15 protein-coding genes are annotated in these 20121 nt (G+C 38.4%); 12 read left to right on the forward strand and 3 right to left on the reverse strand.

Annotated elements, in window-relative coordinates; all coding sequences use genetic code 11:
- The first annotated feature begins 102 nt into the window (after nucleotides 1-102).
- The 7 genes from J3U73_RS09165 (at nucleotide 103) to J3U73_RS09195 (ending at nucleotide 10179) form a co-directional block, all read left to right on the forward strand.
- On the forward strand, nucleotides 103-1407 hold the full coding sequence (locus J3U73_RS09165) for an extracellular solute-binding protein (RefSeq protein ID WP_267410246.1): 1305 nt from the start codon (nucleotides 103-105) through the stop codon (nucleotides 1405-1407).
- A 136-nt stretch (nucleotides 1408-1543) separates the two neighbouring features.
- Nucleotides 1544-2461, forward strand: coding sequence for a magnesium transporter CorA family protein (locus J3U73_RS09170; RefSeq protein WP_103753139.1), 918 nt, complete (start codon nucleotides 1544-1546; stop codon nucleotides 2459-2461).
- 14 nt (nucleotides 2462-2475) lie between these two features.
- The gene (locus tag J3U73_RS09175) at nucleotides 2476-3393 is read left to right on the forward strand and encodes a serine hydrolase (protein ID WP_267410247.1); all 918 of its coding nucleotides are present in this window, start codon (nucleotides 2476-2478) and stop codon (nucleotides 3391-3393) included.
- Nucleotides 3394-3565: 172 nt separating this feature from the next.
- Nucleotides 3566-4120: a TetR/AcrR family transcriptional regulator gene (locus tag J3U73_RS09180; RefSeq protein WP_220269155.1), complete on the forward strand. Its 555-nt coding sequence runs from the start codon at nucleotides 3566-3568 to the stop codon at nucleotides 4118-4120.
- A 24-nt stretch (nucleotides 4121-4144) separates the two neighbouring features.
- Complete coding sequence (locus J3U73_RS09185) at nucleotides 4145-7138, forward strand: MMPL family transporter (protein ID WP_220269156.1); 2994 nt, start codon at nucleotides 4145-4147, stop codon at nucleotides 7136-7138.
- Nucleotides 7139-7479: 341 nt separating this feature from the next.
- Entirely contained in the window at nucleotides 7480-9048 is a 1569-nt protein-coding gene (locus tag J3U73_RS09190) for an ATP-binding cassette domain-containing protein (protein WP_267410248.1), read from the forward strand.
- A gap of 114 nt (nucleotides 9049-9162) precedes the next feature.
- Nucleotides 9163-10179 carry a zinc ribbon domain-containing protein gene (locus J3U73_RS09195; protein WP_103753134.1) on the forward strand — a complete coding sequence of 339 codons (1017 nt, stop codon included), beginning with the start codon at nucleotides 9163-9165 and terminating at the stop codon, nucleotides 10177-10179.
- Nucleotides 10180-10233: 54 nt separating this feature from the next.
- On the opposite strand, the gene J3U73_RS09200 is transcribed toward J3U73_RS09195, so the two are convergent.
- Complete coding sequence (locus J3U73_RS09200) at nucleotides 10234-11610, reverse strand: NAD-dependent succinate-semialdehyde dehydrogenase (protein WP_220232753.1); 1377 nt, start codon at nucleotides 11608-11610, stop codon at nucleotides 10234-10236.
- 119 nt (nucleotides 11611-11729) lie between these two features.
- Nucleotides 11730-12515 (reverse strand): alpha/beta hydrolase, encoded by a 786-nt coding sequence (locus tag J3U73_RS09205; protein WP_267410249.1) that lies wholly within the window; start codon nucleotides 12513-12515, stop codon nucleotides 11730-11732.
- Between the two features lie 255 nt (nucleotides 12516-12770).
- Here J3U73_RS09205 and J3U73_RS09210 point away from each other — a divergent pair, with 255 nt between their 5' ends.
- From J3U73_RS09210 to J3U73_RS09225, 4 genes are all read left to right on the forward strand, one after another.
- On the forward strand, nucleotides 12771-13376 hold the full coding sequence (locus J3U73_RS09210; RefSeq protein WP_103753131.1) for a TVP38/TMEM64 family protein: 606 nt from the start codon (nucleotides 12771-12773) through the stop codon (nucleotides 13374-13376).
- A complete protein-coding gene (locus J3U73_RS09215; protein WP_220269161.1) occupies nucleotides 13376-13903 on the forward strand; it encodes a GNAT family N-acetyltransferase in 528 nt (175 codons plus the stop codon). The genes J3U73_RS09210 and J3U73_RS09215 overlap by 1 nt, the downstream gene beginning before the upstream one ends.
- 204 nt (nucleotides 13904-14107) lie before the next feature.
- Nucleotides 14108-15745, forward strand: a complete 1638-nt coding sequence (locus tag J3U73_RS09220) for a malolactic enzyme (RefSeq protein ID WP_267410250.1) — start codon at nucleotides 14108-14110, stop codon at nucleotides 15743-15745.
- Nucleotides 15746-15757: 12 nt separating this feature from the next.
- Nucleotides 15758-16723, forward strand: a complete 966-nt coding sequence (locus tag J3U73_RS09225) for an AEC family transporter (RefSeq protein ID WP_103753128.1) — start codon at nucleotides 15758-15760, stop codon at nucleotides 16721-16723.
- A 74-nt stretch (nucleotides 16724-16797) separates the two neighbouring features.
- On the opposite strand, the gene J3U73_RS09230 is transcribed toward J3U73_RS09225, so the two are convergent.
- Nucleotides 16798-18024, reverse strand: a complete 1227-nt coding sequence (locus J3U73_RS09230) for a CPBP family intramembrane glutamic endopeptidase (protein WP_267410252.1) — start codon at nucleotides 18022-18024, stop codon at nucleotides 16798-16800.
- A gap of 364 nt (nucleotides 18025-18388) precedes the next feature.
- Between J3U73_RS09230 and serS the strand changes: the two genes are divergently transcribed.
- Nucleotides 18389-19696 carry a serine--tRNA ligase gene (gene serS / locus J3U73_RS09235; protein ID WP_103753126.1) on the forward strand — a complete coding sequence of 436 codons (1308 nt, stop codon included), beginning with the start codon at nucleotides 18389-18391 and terminating at the stop codon, nucleotides 19694-19696.
- Nucleotides 19697-20121 lie beyond the last annotated feature (425 nt).

Raw genomic sequence — 20121 nt, forward strand, 5'->3', positions numbered from 1 at the left:
TTTTATTGTAATCTTACTTTTCATGCTATACAATAAATAAGAATAAAATGATCAACTATTTATTGTTGGTTAAACCAGTATTTTGGAGGAAAAATAGAAAAAATGAAATTTGGTAAGAAGCTAGCTGCAATTGCTGTGGCCGGTTTGGCTTTAGTAGGAACTGCTGCTTGCTCAAACAATAATTCATCTTCAACATCAACATCGAATAAGATTCCTAAGGTAACAAAGAAAACCACGGTGGTCTTCTGGCACGGAATGCAGGGAGCTCAAGCCGATACATTAAAGAGTCTTGCAAAAGAGTTTGAAGCCAAGAATTCTAATATTAAAATCAAGTTGGAACAACAAGGAAATTACGATGATTTACAGGCAAAACTGAATTCAACGATGCAATCACCGAAGAACCTGCCTACAATTACCCAAGCTTATCCTGGTTGGCTTGAAAGTGCCGCTAAAAATAACATGTTGGTCAATTTAACTCCTTACATTAATAACCATGATGTTGGTTGGGGGAGTTCAGCTGCTTCAGGAATTAAAGCTGATATGCTTAATGGCGCTAAAATTAACGGCAAGCAATACGGTATTCCGTTTAATAAATCAACTGAAGTCTTGATTTATAATCCTGCAATGCTTAAAAAGTACGGTGTAACCAAAGTACCAACTACAATGGCAGAATTAAAACAGGCTGCGCAAACAATTTACCAGAAGAGTAATCATCAGGTAGCCGGTGCCGGCTTTGATGATCTTGATAACTACTACGTGTTGGGCATGAAGAACGAGGGCCAAGATTTTTCTAGTAAGATTGATTTTACCGGCAAGGCTTCCAAAAAAGTGCTTAATTATTATGTAGCTGGTGAAAAAGCAGGCTACTTCAGAATGGCTGGGTCTGATAAGTACTTATACATTCCATTCACAAATAACAAGTTAGCGATGTTTGTGACCTCGTCTTCAACAGAAACTTGGATTAAGCAGGCGGCAAGAAAGGGTTTTACCTATGAAGTTGCGGCACGTCCAAGCAAGTATACGATGCAGCAGGGAACCGATATTTACATGTTCAATCGGGCAAGTGCAATGCAAAAAGCTGCGGCCTTTAAGTTCATGAAGTTCCTGTCCTCGAAGCAAAGTCAGATTAAGTGGGCCAAAAAGACGGGCTATATTCCTGTTAATGAGGATGCAACTAAGTCTACGGAATACAAGTCAATTAAGCAGTTTAAATTGCCAGCAAAATTAGAGACAATCTGGTCAACTAATTCACTTTACAGTGTTCCGGTTATTAAGGACTCAAGTGCCACTTTTAGCCAATTGACGCCAATTATGCAATCAATTCTTTCTGCGGCTCAGAAAAATAGAAATGTGAACAAGGCTATTAATACTGGAAAGACCAAGTTTGATGCAGCTTGGAAACAATAATCATTAATTGACAGAAATAAAAAGCAGGTTTTTACACCTGTTTTTTTATTTATCGTTTTTCACATGAATGGTAAAATAAAAGAACATTAATATGACTTTTTGCGTCTATTAATTCATCAACCTAGGGGTGAAGAAAATGATTAAAGAACAGAAATTTCCGGTGGCAACCAAGTATCGGTGGTTTGACATTAGTAATCTAAGTGAAGATGACAGTAATACATTACAGGACGAGTTTAATTTTACGCCTGATATGATTTCTTACATTTCTGACCGTCATGAGCGCCCGCACTATGATTACGATACCCATACGCATATCCACTTGATGGTTTATGATGTACCAATTTGGCCTACTAAAACAATTAAGCACTTTACATCACATCCGGTTACTTTTTTGGTCTCGGGTGAGAATATCTTTACTTTTCACACTGAATCAACCAGTTACGTTTTTGATGAATTCAATGATTTAGCAATGAGACGTGAATTGTCGACGGCACAAGATGTAACGGAATTATTGATGAAATTTCTGTTATTTTTATCGCAATACTTTCAGCGAGCAGTTACACAGTTAGATGTACAGCGGAATACGCTTGATCAAAAATTATCAGATGACATTGATAATAAAGATTTAGTTGAATTATCAAGTATTGAAAAAAGTTTGGTCTACTTATCCAGTTCAATTCAAACCAATTTAATGATGCTGCACAGTTTAAAATTGTCGGAATTGGATTTCACTAAGCCGGCACGCGAGCGGCTGGACGATGTTTTAATTGAATCGAATCAGTCAGCAGAAATGGTTAAGATTTCGCAACAAGTAACGCAAACTCTCTCGGCAACATCCAATAACATGATGAACAATAACCTAAATGACACGATGAAATTCCTCACGGTGTGGTCACTAGTTTTGACTATTCCGACCATTCTAACGGGTTTTTACGGGATGAATGTTAGCTTACCAGTAAGTCATAATTCGTCTGATTGGATTGCAATCATGTTGATCACGATTCTTTTAATGGTCTGGTTGATTGTATTAATGAAACGACATCATTTCTTCTAAATTGAGGCAAAAAAATGAAAAATAAAGTCCTCATCGGCTCTTTAATAACAACATTACTAGCATTTATGTTGTATTCGGTTAACATTAAGCGAGTAGAAAATTCGCAAGTTCAAATTGTAAATCAAAAAAATACCACCAATAAGTCTAAGGGTAAAACTGTCCATGAACCGAAAATGGCAGCAGTTGAATATCCCAATCACATTAAAATTGCTTCTGGCAGTAATCAGGATTGGTCAAAGCAAATTGAAAAGGTGATGGGAAAAGATCAAAGCTATCAAGTTAGTGTTCAAGACTTGAATTCAGGTAAATTTGCGCGGGTATCAAATACTGCAAAAGCACATGAAGTTGGTGCTACGGGTAACCTCTTTTTGCTTGCGGCTATTTACTATCAGGAGCAACATGGTAAACTGAGTGACCATACTGCGATTAAGGTAAAAAAAGCGGATCGCGCTAAGGGCGAAAAAATGCTTAAACCCGGAATTGCATATGGCGTTACCTTTTTAAAACAGACTTTAATGCGTAAAAATAAGACTGCTGGGAATGCTTTAACAAGAAAAGTTAAGCCCGCTAAAATCAATGAAGTAGCGCATAAAATGGGTGCGACTAACACCAAATTCGGTGAGCATTATTCGGCTGGCCCGGTGGCCACAACAACGGCTGCTGACTTAGCTGCAGTGATGAACAATTTGTACCAAAACAAAACTTTGAACCGGCAATATGCCAATATGGCGCTGGGTTCACTTAGTCTAACTGGTAAAAAGCCCAAGATTGTGGCACAAACTAACGGTGCAACTATTTATGCTATTGGTGATAGCAGAGCAAACGTTGCACTTGTGCAAAGTCACGGCCACGCATACTGTGTGAGCGCATGGGCTAGTTCTGACCGCAGTTTTAGTAATTTAGGTAAAACAGTTAACGGCTTTTTTAAGTAAAATAAACTAATTAATCCAAGTTTTTGGATTTTTTTATGTCCAAAAAAGTCTTGCATTACAGGCCTTCACCTAACTTTTAGCAAAAAAATAATAATAATTTACACTTTGTAGATTGTAATCTTCAAACTGTAGTGCTATATTGTTCAATATGCTGTTATAAGGAGGGGTGAATTTGGTTAAAAAGAGAAGCCTCGATCTTGATAAGGTGATTGCGAAGGCGACGGAGCTGATTGGTCAAAAAGGACTTTCTGCGACTACTCTGCCGAACCTAGCTAAAGAGTTAGGCGTTCGTTCACAGTCACTCTATCACTATGTTTCAGGTCGTAAGCAATTATTATCACTTGTTGGTGCAAGCAGGATTAAGATATTAAGTAAAAAGCTGGTTGAAAATCTGATGGGCATTGCAGGAGAGGAAGCTTTACTGAGATTTGCGGATATTGTACGTAATTTTATTTTGAATGACCCCGCACTTTTTAGTATTCTTTATCACCTGAATGAGTATAAACCCGAAGATGCTATCACTAAGGAAATCATGAATGTAATCGCATTGGCCGATAAATTGAATTTAAGAAGTGACAGTACTGTTTCACTTCATTCTTTAATCGGTGCTGTGTTAGGATATGTTTTTCTAGATGTATCAGCATCTTTTGAGAATGAAACTAGTAAAGAGGCCGATCAAGGTTACCATGATTTGATTCTCAAATTAGTTCAGCCAAAAGGTATTTAATTAAGAATAGAGAGGAAAAGCAGAGTGCAAAAACTATTAAAGAACCATATTTTTTCATTCATTGCATGGATTTTAATTTTAATTATTTCTGTTGTGGCTTTGCCAGATGTTACCGGATTAACGCGTGAGCACTCAAACATTTCCTTGCCGCAAGATGTTCAAAGCGAGGTCGCTAAGTCAATTCAAAATGATTGGGGACCTAAGCAAAAGGACACTTATCAAATAGCAGTTGTCTTCAACAAGGAAAAAGGCAAATTAACCGCAGATGATAAAAACGCAATCAATGAAACGATTGACCAATTAAAAGAAAACAAGAGCAAGTACGGTATTAAGATGGTCATGGCACCGGATGATAATATCGCAACGAAAAAGCAATTGCAGTCCAAGGACGACAAAGCCTGGATTTTGCAGCTTAATGTTGCGAAAAAGCATGGTCCGGTCAATGATGTTGAACAAGAGCTGAATAAAGCTGTTAAAACAACGGGAATTCGGACTTATGTTACGGGAGCCGATGTTTTACAGAATTCCTTTTCAAATTCAATCCAAGAAGGGATAAAGAAAACAGAGGTTATCACTGTCATCTTTATCTTTATCGTATTAGTGATTGTATTTAAGTCACCAATTGTGCCACTGATTTCGTTATTAACAGTTGGGGTGTCTTTCATTACCGCCTTTTCAATTGTTACTAACTTAGTGAAGTTCCAAAACTTCCCATTTTCAAACTTTACGCAGGTCTTCATGATTATTGTTTTGTTCGGAATTGGTACGGACTACAATATTCTTTTGTATGATAAGTTTAAAGAAGATTTGGGTAAGGGAATGGATCGCTATGAAGCGATGAAAAGCTCCCTCAAAGTTGCTGGGAAAACCATTCTATATTCGGGCTCATCTATCCTGATTGGATTTTCAGCCCTAAGCTTAGCTAACTTCTCCATTTACCAATCAGCAGTTGGTGTAGCAGTTGGTGTAGCAATCTTATTAATTGTTTTGTTAACCTTGAACCCATTCTTTATGGCTGTTTTAGGTGAAAAAATGTTCTGGCCAGTTAAGAAATTTACTGGTGAACAAGAAGATAAACTATGGCATGGTATTTCTAAGGGAACACTAGCACACCCAATTATTTACTTAATTGTTCTTGCTGTTGTGGTAACTCCATTTGCTTTGATGTACTCAGGTCATTTAAATTATGATGATACCGACGAAATTGATAACGCAGAGCCAGCAAAAGCAGGGATGCGTGTAGTTCAAAAGCACTTCTCAGCTGGTATGGCTGAGCCTTCTACTTTGTATATCAAGAGTAATCATCGTCTTGATAACGAAGCGGACTTGCGCTTAATCGATCAACTAACGAGACAATTAAAGTCCTCAGGGGATGTCTCACTAGTAACTTCTGTCACCCAACCTTACGGTGAAGAAATTGATCAGCTTTATGTTAAAAATCAATTGAACACTGTTAATCAAGGGGTTGACCAGGCGCGTGCTGGTCTAGGTAAACTAAGTAAAGCAAGTAAGAAGTTAGCTAATGGTGCAAGCCAATTAGCCGACGGTACTAGTCAATTACAGGATGGAACAGGTAAACTTCAGAGCGGAGCTAACCAGTTACAAAGTGGCACTAGCCAATTACAAAGTGGTGCTGGTCAATTGCAAAGCGGCTCCGGCCGTTTACAAAGCGGCACTGCTCAGATGACTAGCGGCTTAAACCAATTAAATTCGCAGCTATCTGCAGGTTCTCAAGGAATTGCAGCCGCACAATCAAATACTAAAGCTGCACTTGAAAAGAGCTATAAGGCTAATCTGGCACAAAGCATTAATAGAGTTCCCGGATTAACGCCACAACAAAAGATGGCCGCCATGCAAGCAGCTGGCGCAGCTCTTGAAAAATCATGGTCGCAAGTTTCGGCTTCTATGCCAAACGTCTCGGGCCAAATGGGTCAATTGCAATCAGGTGTAGGCAGATTAGCCTCTGCATCTGGTCAATTGAATTCAGGTGCTACCACATTAAACGGTGGTGTCGGTCAACTAAATTCAAATCTTGGTAAATTAAATTCAAGTGTAGGCCAGTTTAGCTCCAGTATTGGTCAACTAAATTCAAGTGTTGGTCAGTTAAATACCGGTGCAGGTCAACTTGCAACAGGAACGCCTAAATTAACTTCAGGTGTTGATGAAGTTAACAGCGGCTTAGGCCAAGGAGCAGCTTACTTAACGGGTCTTGCTAGCTCATCTGCAGCAGATAGTTTTTACATTCCGAAGGAATTTATCAAAAATGATACTTTCCAGACTTCAGTTGATAACTACCTTAGTCCAGATAAAAAATCAGCAATGATTATGATTGTCTTTAATTCAAACCCGAGCGGAACTGAAGCAACTGAAAAAGCGCAGGAGCTTAGTTCAATGGCTAAGAAGTCATTGCAAGGAAGTCGATTAGGTAAAGCAACGATTGCCATGGGTGGTGAAAGTTCCAACATTGCCGATATTAAGGATATTGCTAATAAAGACTTTATTAGAACAGCTGCAATTATGTTGATCGGAATTGGCATTGCGTTAATCTTTGTCACTCGTTCATTGCTGCAACCAGTTTATATTCTGGGCACGCTTCTCATTGCTTACTTCTGCTCATTATCAATTACTGAATGGGTTGTAAAAGCTACAATGGGCAAGGACTTATTAACTTGGAATACGCCATTCTTTGGTTTCATTATGTTAATTGCCCTCGGAGTTGACTACAGTATCTTCCTCATGACACGTTACCGTGCAATTGAAGGTAATAAGCCAAGTGAAAGAATGCTTAAAGCTTGTGGTATTATCGGAACAGTTGTTGTTTCAGCCGCAATTATTCTAGGCGGTACTTTTGCAGCCTTAATTCCATCAGGAATTCCAACTTTGATTGAGGTTGCATTAGCAGTAATTATTGGTTTGATTATTCTCGTCTTCATCATGCCAATTACCTTATCTGCAGCAGTTAAGCTGACTTATGAAGGTGTTCATTGGAAAAAGAAGAGTAGACGAGTAAAAGGCTAAATAACCTGAAACAGAAAGATTGATTTTTCAAATTGAGGGGTCAGTCTTTTTTTGTTTACCTTTAAAACCCAGGCTGTACTTGATAATATGGCAGTTTTGCAATTAGATAAATAATGAAATACAATTAAGTAATAAATGAAAAAATTAATCTAATGGAGGAAAGAGTCATGTCAAGAATAGTTGTTAATAGGTAACGCAAATTAGCATTGATGACTTTTTTTATCAAACGCTAATAGTGGCACCTACTAGTTTAACGATCGTTATTAATATCTAGGAGGGTAGTCCAATGAAAACTGAAACTGGCATCAATCAGATCAGTTAATCTATTACCGAGGTAAAAATTGGAATTAATAAAAATCAATCACTTAACAGTAAATGTGGCAGCAAAAAAATTATTTGAAATTGCTAGTCTTGGAATTAATTCAAAGCAAAAGATAGGCTTGATCGGGAATAATGGGGTTGGTAAAACCACTTTGATGAAGCTAATTGCTGATATAAATAACCCATCTGAGCTAATTAAAGCTACGGGATCAATAACAAGACTCTGTAATTGGGCTTATGTTCCGCAGCTCTTAAATGCGCAAGATAAAAGTGGTGGTCAGCGTGAAAAGTTAGCCATTAGTAGGGCAATTGCACAATTAAGAAACGCACCAAAAGCATTGCTCTTATTGGACGAGCCGACTTCAAACTTAGATTTTGAGCAGCAAAAATGGCTGATTAACTTAATTCGTGGTCTAAAAAGTTCGTGTTTAATTATTAGTCACGATCAGCATTTTCTAAATCAAGTTTGTGACACAATTTGGTGTGTTAAGGACCAGCGTGTAATCACTTTTAAGGGAACTTACTCAGAATTTAAACGAGCGCAGGAAAAGCAGGCTGCACGTATGCAATTAGAATATAACGGGCAGGAAAAGCATCTTAACCAATTAAAAGCTAGTTTTAAACGGCATGCTAAACAAGCTGATTCCTTTAGCCATCCGAAAAAGCACATTAGCAGTTCTGACTGGCGTTCAAAGTCGCTAGGAAAAGTAAAAGCCGCTAATAATGTGGCTCGTGCAACCAAAAATTTATCAAGGCGAATTGAAAAAGAAGCAAAAACGCTAACTAGGCCAGTTGTTCGTAAACAAATCACCTTAAAAAACGGTGCTGCCCAGATGAAGAATGAAGCAATTGCACCTAAAAGCAAGGCTTTAAGACTCAATCCGCAAAAAGTAGAGGCATACCACAAATTACTTTTTACAATTGAACAAGAAGTGAATTTGACCTACCAAAATAAGCTTATCCTAACAGGTGCCAACGGTGTGGGTAAATCAATTTTTCTAAAAGAGCTATTTAAGCGTAAGCTAACCGGCTTTTACCATCCCCAGCTGCAGATAGGCTATTTTACGCAAAATATCATTAAGCTGCAATCAGACCAAACGGTGCTCGAAGCGATTATGAAAAGCAGCATTTTTGCTACCAGTGCTACTATGCAAGTTCTGGGTGATCTTCACTTATGGCAGATACGGCATCAAAAAGTTAAAAACTTATCTGGTGGTCAGTTAGTTTGTTTTAATTTGGCGCGAATATTGACGGGCAAATATAACTTGCTGCTACTGGATGAGCCTACTAATTTTCTTGACCTAGAAGCCCTTGCTGCTCTCGTGGACTTTATTGCCGCTTATCCTTACGCACTGATTATCGTTTCGCATGATCAATCATTTATTGAGCAGTTAGGGTTACCAAAATGGACGATTAATCATCAACGGCTATCTACTAAAGTGGCGGCTAGCAAGCAATCATCAGCTAGTAATGACAATAATCTTGAATTATTAAAGTTTCAGCGCGACCAGTTAATGCTTGCCCCAGAAGCTTCAGTTACAAAAATCAAGCAATTAACAGCTGAAATTGAACAATTGCAAAACCATTAGACGAGCGCCGTTTAATAGTAAAGATAAAAAAGTACGATAAAGAAGTTTTCTTTATTGTGCTTTTTGTTTTATGATTAACATATTAAATAAATATCTGAGCAAAGGGAGTTTCTTATGACTACTTGTCCAAATTGTGGCCGGTCAATTACTGATAATGACAAAGTTTGTCCTAACTGTCAGTTTAATTTACAAAAATATCGTGATACGTTCTTTACGGATCAGCACCAGACCGCCAATTATGAAAATAAAAATACTGCGAAGAAAATTGCCAGTCGTGAGGCATACCGGCAAGAGTTTTATCCTAAAAAGCAAAACTTAACGATTAAGAAAATGCTGCAATGGATGCATCTTAATAGTATGATTGTCTTTTTGCTGGGAATTGCATTGTTGCTAATAATGAGTTTTTCGCGAAGTATTGGTTGGATCTGCTTTTTTGCCTTGCTAGTTTGGCTGTATGCTGTTTGCGTCCGAACTGCTGACATTGAGCGTTACACGGTAGATGAGCGACTGACAGAAAAAGTTAATCAAATCGGCTCTAACTTGTTTAATAATGTTGAAGATTCAAAACAAAAGGTCAAGTCCAGGAAGAGGTCAACCAAAGGCGAGCAACGTGTGGAAGAAGAGGTCGCAACGGTTAAAAAGCATTTTAATTATGTGCAGCTGCTTGTAATTTTGATGGCAGTTATTAACCTGGTTGTCTTATTCACGGGTTCAGGTGCATCAGTAACTGATATTTCGTATAGTGGCAAAATGTCGATTACTAGGGTGGCATTTGGCTTGGCCGGTCGGTTATTCTCATCTAGCGAAACCATGCTTTCTGGGGTAATTGTCTGTGTGATTTGGCTACTAATTCTGCTCTTTCCGCTGATTATTACCTATAATACGTTGAAAGATACGGCTAAGGGACGCCAGATTTCCTTTGTCTTATCGTTAATTGAAACAGTATTTCTCGTCTATTTAATCTACCGCATGTCAAACAGTGCATTATCAAATACGGGTATTTTAAAGAATATTACTAGCCAGCTGCTCTTATACGCAGTTTCAATCGGAGCATCGACTTACTTCTTGATTTTATCTAGTGTGATGATGACGATTTTACTTGGCTACAACTTATTTAAAAATAAAAATTAGGGACAATAAAAAGGCAAGACGCATCTCGTCTAGCCTTTTTTATTACTAGTTAAATTATTCGGTTGGCATACTGATTACTAGGTGCTCATTGACAAAAGCCATCATGCCAAGATCACTTAGCTCACGACCATAGCCGGATTTTTTAATTCCGCCGAATGGCAATTCGCCTGAACTGATCCAGGTGCCGTTAATAACGGTCATGCCTGTTTCAATCTGAGCAGCTACTTCTTGTGCATGCTTTACGTCGGCGCTGATAACTGATGAGCCTAAACCATAACTTGAGTCGTTTGCCAAAGCTATGGCTTCATCTTCATCTTCGACTTCATACACAATTGCAACTGGGCCGAAAAATTCTTGATCATAAGCTGGGTTTTGCTTGTCAACATTAGTTAAAATAATTGGCCGGAAAAAGGCACCAGCAGAATCAATTTCTGGATATTGGTAAAAGACCTTGGCACCTGCTTTAACTGCTTCATCAACTTGCTTAGTTAACTTGTCTTTAGCGTTAGCAGAATTCATTGGTGGCAAAGTAGTAGCTGGATCAAGCGGGTCACCTGGCTTCAGTGCAGCAAAAGAATTCTTTAATTCATGTAAAACTTCGTCGTAACGGGTTTTAACTGCAATGATTCTCTTAGAAGACGTGCAGACTTGTCCGTCGTTGTATGTTCGCGCGGTACTCAAGGCCTTCTTTAAGACTTGTGGGTCAGCATCATCCAAAACAATAAACGCATCGTTTCCGCCTAATTCCATCGTTGATTTCTTTAGATTCTTACCAGCATTTTCAGCAACGGATGAACCGCCCCGTTCGGAGCCAGTTAAGGCAACTCCTTGAACTCGTGGATCAGCGATAATGTCATCAAGTTGGTCATAACTTGGGTAGAGGTTGATTAAGCTGCCCTCTGGTGCACCAGCTTGCTTAATAATCTTGGCGGTCATGGCTGCTGATCCAGGAACATTGTGGGCGTGCTTTAATAAAATCGGATTTCCAACGATAAAGTTAGGGGCAAACACGCGAATTACTTGATAAAGTGGGAAATTCCATGGTTCACATGCCATGATTACGCCAGTAGCTTGCTTAAGGTAATAGGCCTTGCCCAGCTTGGACTCGATCGGTTGAGGCTTAAGCATTTCAGGACCATGATCGGCGTAGTAATCACAGATTGAAGCACAAAGTTCAACTTCACCCTTTGATTCACCAATCATTTTACCCATTTCACGGGTCATGATTTCTGCCATTTCTTGTTCATGTTCACGAAAGGCTGTCGCAATTTGATGTAATGTCTTGCACCGACTTTCTGGCTCTTCATGACGCCATTTTTGGTAAAGTGCATGTGCTAAGTTGATTGAGTCTTCAATTTGGCTAGCGGTCGGATTGTCGTAACTGGCAAAGGTTTCGTTAGTGTACGGATTAATTGATTGATATTTAGCCATCTTGTTATCTCCTTATGTACTGCAACTAATTGCAGTAAAATTTATAACAACTATTATAAACCGTTTTCATCAAAAAGTGGGGTTTTTCTGGTTACCTTTACTAATTATTTATAAGTAACTTACTTAACAGGTTTTTTAGCAAGGTAAGAAATGGACTCGGCCAGATAGTCGCTAGCATAGGACATGGCATGGCGCTTGCCGGCAATTAGTTTGAGGTCAACGCTATGATCGGCTTTAGCTAGTTGACTAATAAAATCAAGTAAGTAGTCGGTTGGCGATAACTCGTTAGTGGAGTTAAGCATTAATAAACGCCCTAGATTGTCGTAATCATAGGATTGTGCGTCTAATTTTTTCAAAGTCTCCTGCTTATCCGTGCCCGTGTAGGTAAGGGTAAAATATTTGTAAAAGGCATCATTAATTTGCTTTAAATCAGTTATGCCAAATTCAAAATTTGCTTGCTGAGATGGACGAACATCTTGGTGGTTTTTCATCCAAGAAGAAAAAGAAACAGGTGCAGACCAAGTTACAGTTGGGAAACCGTATTTACCCGCTAAAAATAGTGCCATTACGCCGCCACTGCTTGCACCTAATTGGGTAATTGCGTTAGTTCTATTTTCCCCATACGAACTGTTAAGCAGCCAATTTACAAAAGTAACACTGTCATTATGAGCGGCTGGAAAAATATATTTGGGCGCTAGTGAATAATTGGGCGCAAACACAATAAAATTCTGCTCCGTAATTTGGGTGCAGTAATCCTTCAGGTTACTTTTATCACCGCGAAACCAACCACCACCGTGCCAGAATAACAGGATTTTAGTTTCCGCATTCGTCTTCTCGGGTAAATAAATATCGGTTGCCAACTGCTTTTTTTCATCATAAAAAACATCATTAATAATAGTCGTCATTGCTAACCTCCAATTCGTTCTTGAATTTATTATACTTTAAAAGGCAAAAGTGTTTATGTTTTGAAAAACAGTTACCTTCTTGGTACCTTATTTTTAGTTACTTAACTTGGAATGATAAATTGCTATCTTTTAATTACCTTTTCTATAATTAATTTTAAAATATTTAAGTTATTATAATTATTGTGCTGAAGAGCTAAAAAAGTAATCATCTGAGTGAATTTTTTGGTAAAATTAGCCTAATATTGGAGGTAAGTTATGCATCTTTCAGCTAAAGCTAGTCGAAGATTAATCAATATCTTGACCGTTGTCAGCGGGATTATTATTATTCTATTGTGTATTTATTGGTACCGCTTAGGGATTTTTACTAGTCAAGCGAAGATGAAGGCATATTTGGCTGATAAGCGCATCATCGGGCCGGTGATTTTTGTCTTAATTCAAATTATCCAAGTAGTCATCCCAATTATTCCGGGTGGTGTCTCTTTGTTGGGCGGAGTAATTTTCTTCGGTCCATTAGCCGGGTTTATCTACAACTATGTCGGAGTTTGCATTGGCTCAATCATCAACTTTTTCCTTGCGCGTTTTTATGGACGACCATTTATCCTGCACATTGTTTCGGAAAAAACGCTCGATAAGTATATGAAGTGGACCAAAAACCAAAATAAATTTAACTGGTTTTTTGCAATCTGTATTGTTGCGCCAATGGCACCTGATGACGTTCTTTGCCTGCTAGCCGGGTTAACCGATATGAAATTCTGGACCTACTTTTGGATTATCATTTTGGGTAAGCCATGGACAATTGCCGCCTACAGCTTTGCCCTAATGTTTGGAATGGACTGGCTTCTTAAGGTAGTTGGCAAATAATGACTGCACGAATCTATTTGCGACCATTTAAGGCTGAAGATGCAACGACACTTTTAAAATGGGGCCAAGATCAGTACTATCACCAGTTAGCAGGTTTTGATCACTACCAAAATCTGACTCAGGCCGAAATTGCAGCTGGCCAATATGCAGCTAGAAAGTATAGTTATGGGGTCTGCTTGGAAAAAACGCATAAACTAATTGGCCTAGTTGAACTATATGACCGCGGAACTAATGAAGCCGAACTACTTACCTCTAAGGAAGTCGGCTTCTTATTAGATAAAGAGTTTTCAGGTCATGGCTACATGACGGAGGCCTTAACTTTGTTGTTTAATTTTGCTTTTAGCAAGTTAAAGCAAGAGCAGATCTGGGCCGGTACTTTTACCGATAATGAACGCTCGCAAAGATTATTGCGAAATTTAGGTTTCAAATTTATATATGCCGTTGATTTGAGTAAAATCAGCAACTTATTTTCATATGAAGAAAAATATTATCTGCTTAAACGGGCGGATTGGATTAACTTAAACTAGAAGAGACTAGGAAAATTGATTTCTTAGTCTTTTTTTGTACTTAAAATATTATTTTCTTTTTTATCAAAATCAGTTAAGCAAAAATATGAATAAGTCAAGTGATTTTATTGGTAAGCTCAATTATTTGAACTATCACTATAATGGGAATAAGCTAAAAGTGTTAATAACCAAAGAAAAATTTCGTCTAGATTGGAGAGTGGAATTATGGAAAAGACAGGACAAGATCGGTTAAATGATCCTTTTTTGAATCATGGCACAGCTTTTACCGAAGAGCAACGTAAGCAATATCATTTAGAAGGGATGTTGCCGCCACAAGAGCAATCGCTTGAAAGCCAGGTACGTGAAGTCTATTTGCAGTACCAAGAAAAGTCAACTAACTTAGAAAAACGCATTTTTTTAATGACTATTTTTAATACCAACCGGGTGCTATTTTTTAAAATCTTTAGTGAACATGTGACCGAATTCATGCCAATTGTTTATGATCCGACAATTGCGGAAACAATTGAAAATTACAGTCACCTGTTTGTTAATCCGCAAAATGCCGCTTTCCTTTCAATCGATAAACCTGATCAAATGGAAGCCAGTTTAAAAAATGCTGCAGATGGTCGCGATATTAAATTGATTGTAGTTACTGACGGTGAAGAGATTCTCGGAATTGGCGACTGGGGAACTCAGGGAGTTGATATCTCTGTTGGTAAATTGATGGTTTATACGGCCGCAGCCGGTGTGGATCCGGCTTGCGTTTTGCCAGTTGTACTCGATGTCGGTACTAATAACGAAAAATTACTCAAAGATGATCTTTACCTGGGTAATAAACATAGTCGGGTTAATGGCGATAAATATTACCAGTTTGTAGATCAATTTGTTCAGTGTGTTGAAAAGCTTTTCCCAGGATTGTATTTGCACTTTGAAGATTTCGGCCGTGATAACGCAGACAATATCCTGAAAAAGTACCGTGATCATATTTTGACGTTTAATGACGATATTCAAGGTACTGGAATTATTGTGTTAGCCGGAATTTTAGGAGCATTAAAGATTAGTGGGCAAAAATTGACTGAGCAAAAGTATGTCTGCTTCGGAGCCGGTACCGCCGGTACTGGCATTGTTGAACAAGTATATTCTGAAATGTTGCAAGCGGGCTTAAAGCCTGAAGAGGCCCGGCAGCATTTCTACTTAGTTGATAAGCAGGGATTATTGTTTGACGATACACCTGATTTGACGCCAGCGCAAAAGCCTTTTGTCAGAAAGCGGTCAGAATTTACCAATGCGGATCAGTTAAAGGATCTGAAGAGTGTAGTTCAAGCGGTTCATCCCGACATCTTAGTTGGAACATCTACTCGTTCTGGCGCCTTCACTCAAGATATTGTGACCGAAATGGCGGAGCACACTGAACGGCCAATTATTTTTCCATTATCCAACCCAACGCAATTGGCGGAAGCAAAAGCGCAAGATTTAATCGAATGGACCAAGGGCAAGGCGTTAGTTGCTACGGGAATTCCAGCTGATCCGGTTAATTATCAAGGTGTTAAGTATGAAATTGGTCAAGCAAACAATGCCTTAGTTTATCCAGGACTTGGACTTGGTGCTTTAGCAGTTAATGCTAGAGTCTTGAGCGATGAAATGATTAGTGTGGCTGCTCACTCATTAGGTGGAATCGTTGATTCAACTAAGCCGGGAGCTGCTGTTCTACCACCAGTTGAAAAGCTCAATATCTTTTCGCAAACAGTTGCACATGCCGTGGCTAGCCAAGCAATTAAGGATCACCTCAACCAAAACGAATATGACGACGGTAAGCAAGCTGTTGAAGCTTTGCGCTGGGCGCCGGAATATAAAAATGAATAGGAGTGAGGATCAATGCAAGCCTTTATTACTTCTTTAACTAGTGTTGTTGAACTGTTATTGGTCATTGCGTTAGGCTACTGGCTACGCAGCAGTGGAAAACTAGGAGATCAGTTTAAAGGCAATATTTCATATTTAATCATGAATATTGCTTTACCAGCTTCAATTTTTGTTTCCGTGTTGAAATATTTGACCCGCGATAAATTGTTTGGTTTAACTGGCGGCCTCGTTTATGCCATCATTTGTTTCGCCCTTAGCTATTTGTTTGCTTGGCTATTGTGTAAAGTTCTTCGTATCCGCAAAGGAAGACGCGGGACTTTCATCAATGCTATTACTAATGCCAATACGATTTTTATTGGCTTACCATTAAACATTGCTTTATTTGGGCAAAAAAGTATGCCTTACTTCCTGATTTATTATGTGTTAAATACAGTTTCTACTTGGGCAATTGGGGTCTTCTTCATCTCAAGTGATGATCCAACTGTGCAAAAACAGAAACAGCAGAAATTTAATTGGAAGAAATTGTTGCCTGCTCCATTAGTAGGTTTCCTAATTGCTTTAATATGTTTATTAGTTGAAGTGCCGATTCCGGGATGGATTACAACCGTGCTAAGCATGGTGGGCGGAATTGTTACACCAATGTCACTAATTTATATCGGAATTATTTTAGCCGATGCTGGTTTGAAATCAATTCACTTAGACCGTGATACAATTTGGGCGCTACTTGGAAGGTTCATTTTAGTACCAGCGCTGATGATTATTTTGATTGTCTTTGGTGCTAATTGGGGCCCAGCATTACCGAACCTTGCAAAGGAAACTTTAGTAGTTCAATCTGCTACGCCAGCATTAGCCGTTTTACCGATTTTAGTCGGTGAATCTCACGGAGACGTTCAATATGCAACTAATGTTGTTACTACTTCAACGGTCTTATTTGTAATTGTTGTTCCACTCGTTTTAGAGTTAACCGAATTTATTTTGTAATTGGTAATTTGACGATTTATCTTGAAATAAAAAAGCCTGAGAATTTTTCCCAGACTTTTTTTATTAAAATCAAACTAGTTCACATTCATTATTCGATCGGCATTTTCTTCCATTACTTGTCTAGCTTTGCCGAACATCATCCAAATTGAAAACAGAAGTGGAACGCCAACGATCAAGATAGTGTAAATGTAATCTGTCGCATAACCATGCCAGTGCCATCCTGAAGAATTCCAACCAGTAAGCATATTAGCGACGAAGTCTGATATGAAGTGAGCAACAATTGCTGGCCAAAGCTTTCCCGTATAAAGATAAAGAACAGCCCATAAAAAGCCACAACCGGTCACACCAATTGCTTGCATAATAGTGGCCGAAAGGGTTGCACCGTGCCAGCCAACATTTCCAAGATGGGCAAGTCCAAAAAGGAGTGTGGAACCATAAATGGCAATTGGAACCCGCCATTTTGGCAAGTGGTTAAAACCTGCTAGCAGGATGATGATGTTTAGATAACGTACAGTTTCCTCTAGGATACCCGGTTCGATTGCACATGTTAAATTAGGTAAGGAAAATTTCAGATTATTAAAATCATATCTAAAAAAGACGGTCCAAATATCTTTGGAATAAGCGTTAAAGCAGTTGTAAAACAAGTCTAATAATGTAAAAAGAATGAGTAAAATAAAAGTTACTTGCTGGAAGTTTTGGCTTTTGATAAATTTCAAGTTGGGATTAAACCTGAAACCCCAAGCTTTTCCTAGAAAACATGCCAAGATAAATAGGCTAATGGCTGCAATTACTCCTTGTCCCGTAAGTGAATGCATAATTTTGAGACTTCTGGAGACTTTTAACGTGTTGACCAGTCCATACTGGATATTTAATAAGAAAACAATCAGCAGCCTTAAGAACCAGTTCTTAATTTGGGCGGCGTAAACCATGGCAATTGGTAGTAGCAAACCAAGCAACACTGCCCATAATAGTAGTACCCAAATAATTTCAATTTGGGGCAAATGCACTAAAAGTAAGTTGCCGATTTTAAGCCAAAAAGTGCAAAGGATGCCGGGGCCAAAAAGTAGGTTTAGCCACCGCGTAAACTCGTAAGTAAATTTATCTTTAACCTTCATTTTTTGAACATAAACTGTCAGTGCTAAAAAAAGCACAAGTAAAATAATAGCAGTTACCTGATTTTTCGTCTTTGTTGCATTGTGCAAGCCGCTCACCATCAGCAATACTTCTGCAAGTAAACAAAAAAGAATCTGGAAATCATATATTTTTTGCCAAGTCTTTTTAGGTAGATTAGTAATTTTCATTTTGGCCTCCTGATAATCAGTATTATAAGCTAAAAAAGGTAATAGATGATTTGCTCTTTCAAAATATTTCATATAAGTAGAAATAGTATTTGCTAAAAACAAGAGAATGGCTTAAAATAATATCCAAACACGGAATCCTAAGACTGTTTTAGAGAGTGCACGTAGTGGTGAAAGTGGACAGAGGTCGTTTCCAGATTCCATTAATGTGGGTAATTAATAGTTACACGGTTTGCGGCACCGTTATCGCCAACTTAATGAAGTGCAGTCATGCTAATGACTGAAACTGGGTGGTACCGCGAAGCCATGTAGAGCCAATTCGTCCCAATTTGAGGGATGAATTGGCTTTTTTGATGGAGGTAAAAAGATGCTAGATATTAAAGTGATTCGTGAGAATCTTGATTGGGCTAAGGATAAATTAGGTAGACGTGGCATTAAGCCCGAAGAACTTGATGAATTAGTCAAAATTGATGCCGAGCGCAGAGACGGCTTAAGTCGTAGTGAACAATTGAAGGCTAAGCGGAACAAGGTTTCAAAAGATATTGCTGAAGCTAAAAGAAATAAGGAAGACGCATCAAATGCAATTGCTGAAATGCGGCAAGTTGGACAGGAAATTAAAGAATTAGACGAAAAAGTCGAGAAGCTAACTGAAAAACAAAATTACATTTTACTCAGATTGCCTAACTTCCCAGATGATTCAGATCCAATTGGACCAGATGAAAGCTATAATGAAGAAATCCGTAAATGGCATGAGCCAACCAAGTTAGACTTTAAGCCAAAGGCTCACTGGGATATCGGTACTGACTTAGATATTTTAGATTGGGATCGTGGTGCTAAAGTTTCTGGTGCACGTTTTGTTTACTATAAAGGTGCAGGAGCTTTGCTTGAAAGAGCAGTTTTTAACTTCTTCTTAGACGAAAATACTAAGGAAGGTTATACCGAAGTAATACCACCATACCTAGTTAATGACGAATCAATGCAAGGAACAGGTCAATTCCCTAAGTTCCGTGAGGATGTTTATACAATTGTCGATAATGATGATCCAGATAAGCCACTAGACTTAACTTTGATTCCAACAGCCGAAGTACCACTTGTTAACTACTTCCGTGACGAAATTATTCACGAAGACAGACTGCCAATTAATGTAACTGCACTGTCACCAGCATTTAGAAGTGAGGCTGGATCAGCAGGCCGTGATACCCGGGGTCTAATTAGAATGCATGAGTTTAGAAAAGTGGAAATGGTTAAGGTCTGCAAACCAGAAGACTCATGGGACGAATTAGAAAAACTGACTAAGAATGCAGAACACTTATTACAAAAACTCAACTTGCCATACCATGTAGTTGCTTTGTCAACTGGGGATGCCAGTTTTACAAGTGCAAAGACTTATGATTTGGAAGTATGGATGCCAGCTCAAGATAAGTACCGTGAAATTTCTAGTTGCTCAAATTGTACTGACTTCCAAGCTCGTCGTGCACAAATCCGTTACCGTGATGAAGACGGTAAATTACACTTGGCGCACACGCTAAATGGTTCTGGGCTGGCTGTAGGACGGACAGTTGCCGCTATTTTGGAAAATTACCAAAATGAAGATGGAACTGTTACTGTTCCTGAAGCACTTGTTCCTTACATGAATGGAATGACCAAGATTACCAAAGAAGAAAGCTTAATCTAAGAAATAAAATCCCTTTTTACGGGATTTTTTTGTTTTCTTCAAAAAAATTTCCATCTTTTTACGCAAACTGTTGCGCTCAAAAAAGGCAAATTACGAATAATTAGCCCAATAAGTAGTCAAAAATCAGAAAAAATAGGTAATAATGGCCATTAGACAAAACTAATTTTACTTTTCTAATTAGTAAATAACGAACAAAATCTAAGATTTGACGTGTTATAGCAAAAAGAGTAAAGTATTATCTGTGCTTGAGAGAGCTAGCGTGAGTTAACTGCTCAAGTAAAAAAATCCGAAAAAACTAGTTGACAAAGAAGAGCTAGTTTAGTAAGATAATAAACGCTGTTGTAAAAAAAGCAACAGCGGGGTCAGAAAAAAGTTCTTGACAAGAGGACAAAGATCTGGCAAAATAAAACAGCGGCGTTTACGAG

The organism is Lactobacillus sp. B4005 (assembly GCF_026536045.1).
GTDB lineage: Bacteria > Bacillota > Bacilli > Lactobacillales > Lactobacillaceae > Lactobacillus > Lactobacillus panisapium.

Excerpts from the sequence above, each read along its gene's own strand:
- J3U73_RS09205 (WP_267410249.1), bottom strand. The coding sequence starts at position 12,515 with ATGACGACTATTATTAATGATGTTTTTTATGATGAAAAAAAGCAGTTG.
- J3U73_RS09210 (WP_103753131.1), top strand. The coding sequence starts at position 12,771 with ATGCATCTTTCAGCTAAAGCTAGTCGAAGATTAATCAATATCTTGACC.
- J3U73_RS09200 (WP_220232753.1), bottom strand. The coding sequence starts at position 11,610 with ATGGCTAAATATCAATCAATTAATCCGTACACTAACGAAACCTTTGCC.
- J3U73_RS09175 (WP_267410247.1), top strand. The coding sequence starts at position 2,476 with ATGAAAAATAAAGTCCTCATCGGCTCTTTAATAACAACATTACTAGCA.
- J3U73_RS09225 (WP_103753128.1), top strand. The coding sequence starts at position 15,758 with ATGCAAGCCTTTATTACTTCTTTAACTAGTGTTGTTGAACTGTTATTG.
- serS (WP_103753126.1), top strand. The coding sequence starts at position 18,389 with ATGCTAGATATTAAAGTGATTCGTGAGAATCTTGATTGGGCTAAGGAT.
- J3U73_RS09220 (WP_267410250.1), top strand. The coding sequence starts at position 14,108 with ATGGAAAAGACAGGACAAGATCGGTTAAATGATCCTTTTTTGAATCAT.
- J3U73_RS09230 (WP_267410252.1), bottom strand. The coding sequence starts at position 18,024 with ATGAAAATTACTAATCTACCTAAAAAGACTTGGCAAAAAATATATGAT.
- J3U73_RS09195 (WP_103753134.1), top strand. The coding sequence starts at position 9,163 with ATGACTACTTGTCCAAATTGTGGCCGGTCAATTACTGATAATGACAAA.
- J3U73_RS09215 (WP_220269161.1), top strand. The coding sequence starts at position 13,376 with ATGACTGCACGAATCTATTTGCGACCATTTAAGGCTGAAGATGCAACG.
- J3U73_RS09165 (WP_267410246.1), top strand. The coding sequence starts at position 103 with ATGAAATTTGGTAAGAAGCTAGCTGCAATTGCTGTGGCCGGTTTGGCT.
- J3U73_RS09170 (WP_103753139.1), top strand. The coding sequence starts at position 1,544 with ATGATTAAAGAACAGAAATTTCCGGTGGCAACCAAGTATCGGTGGTTT.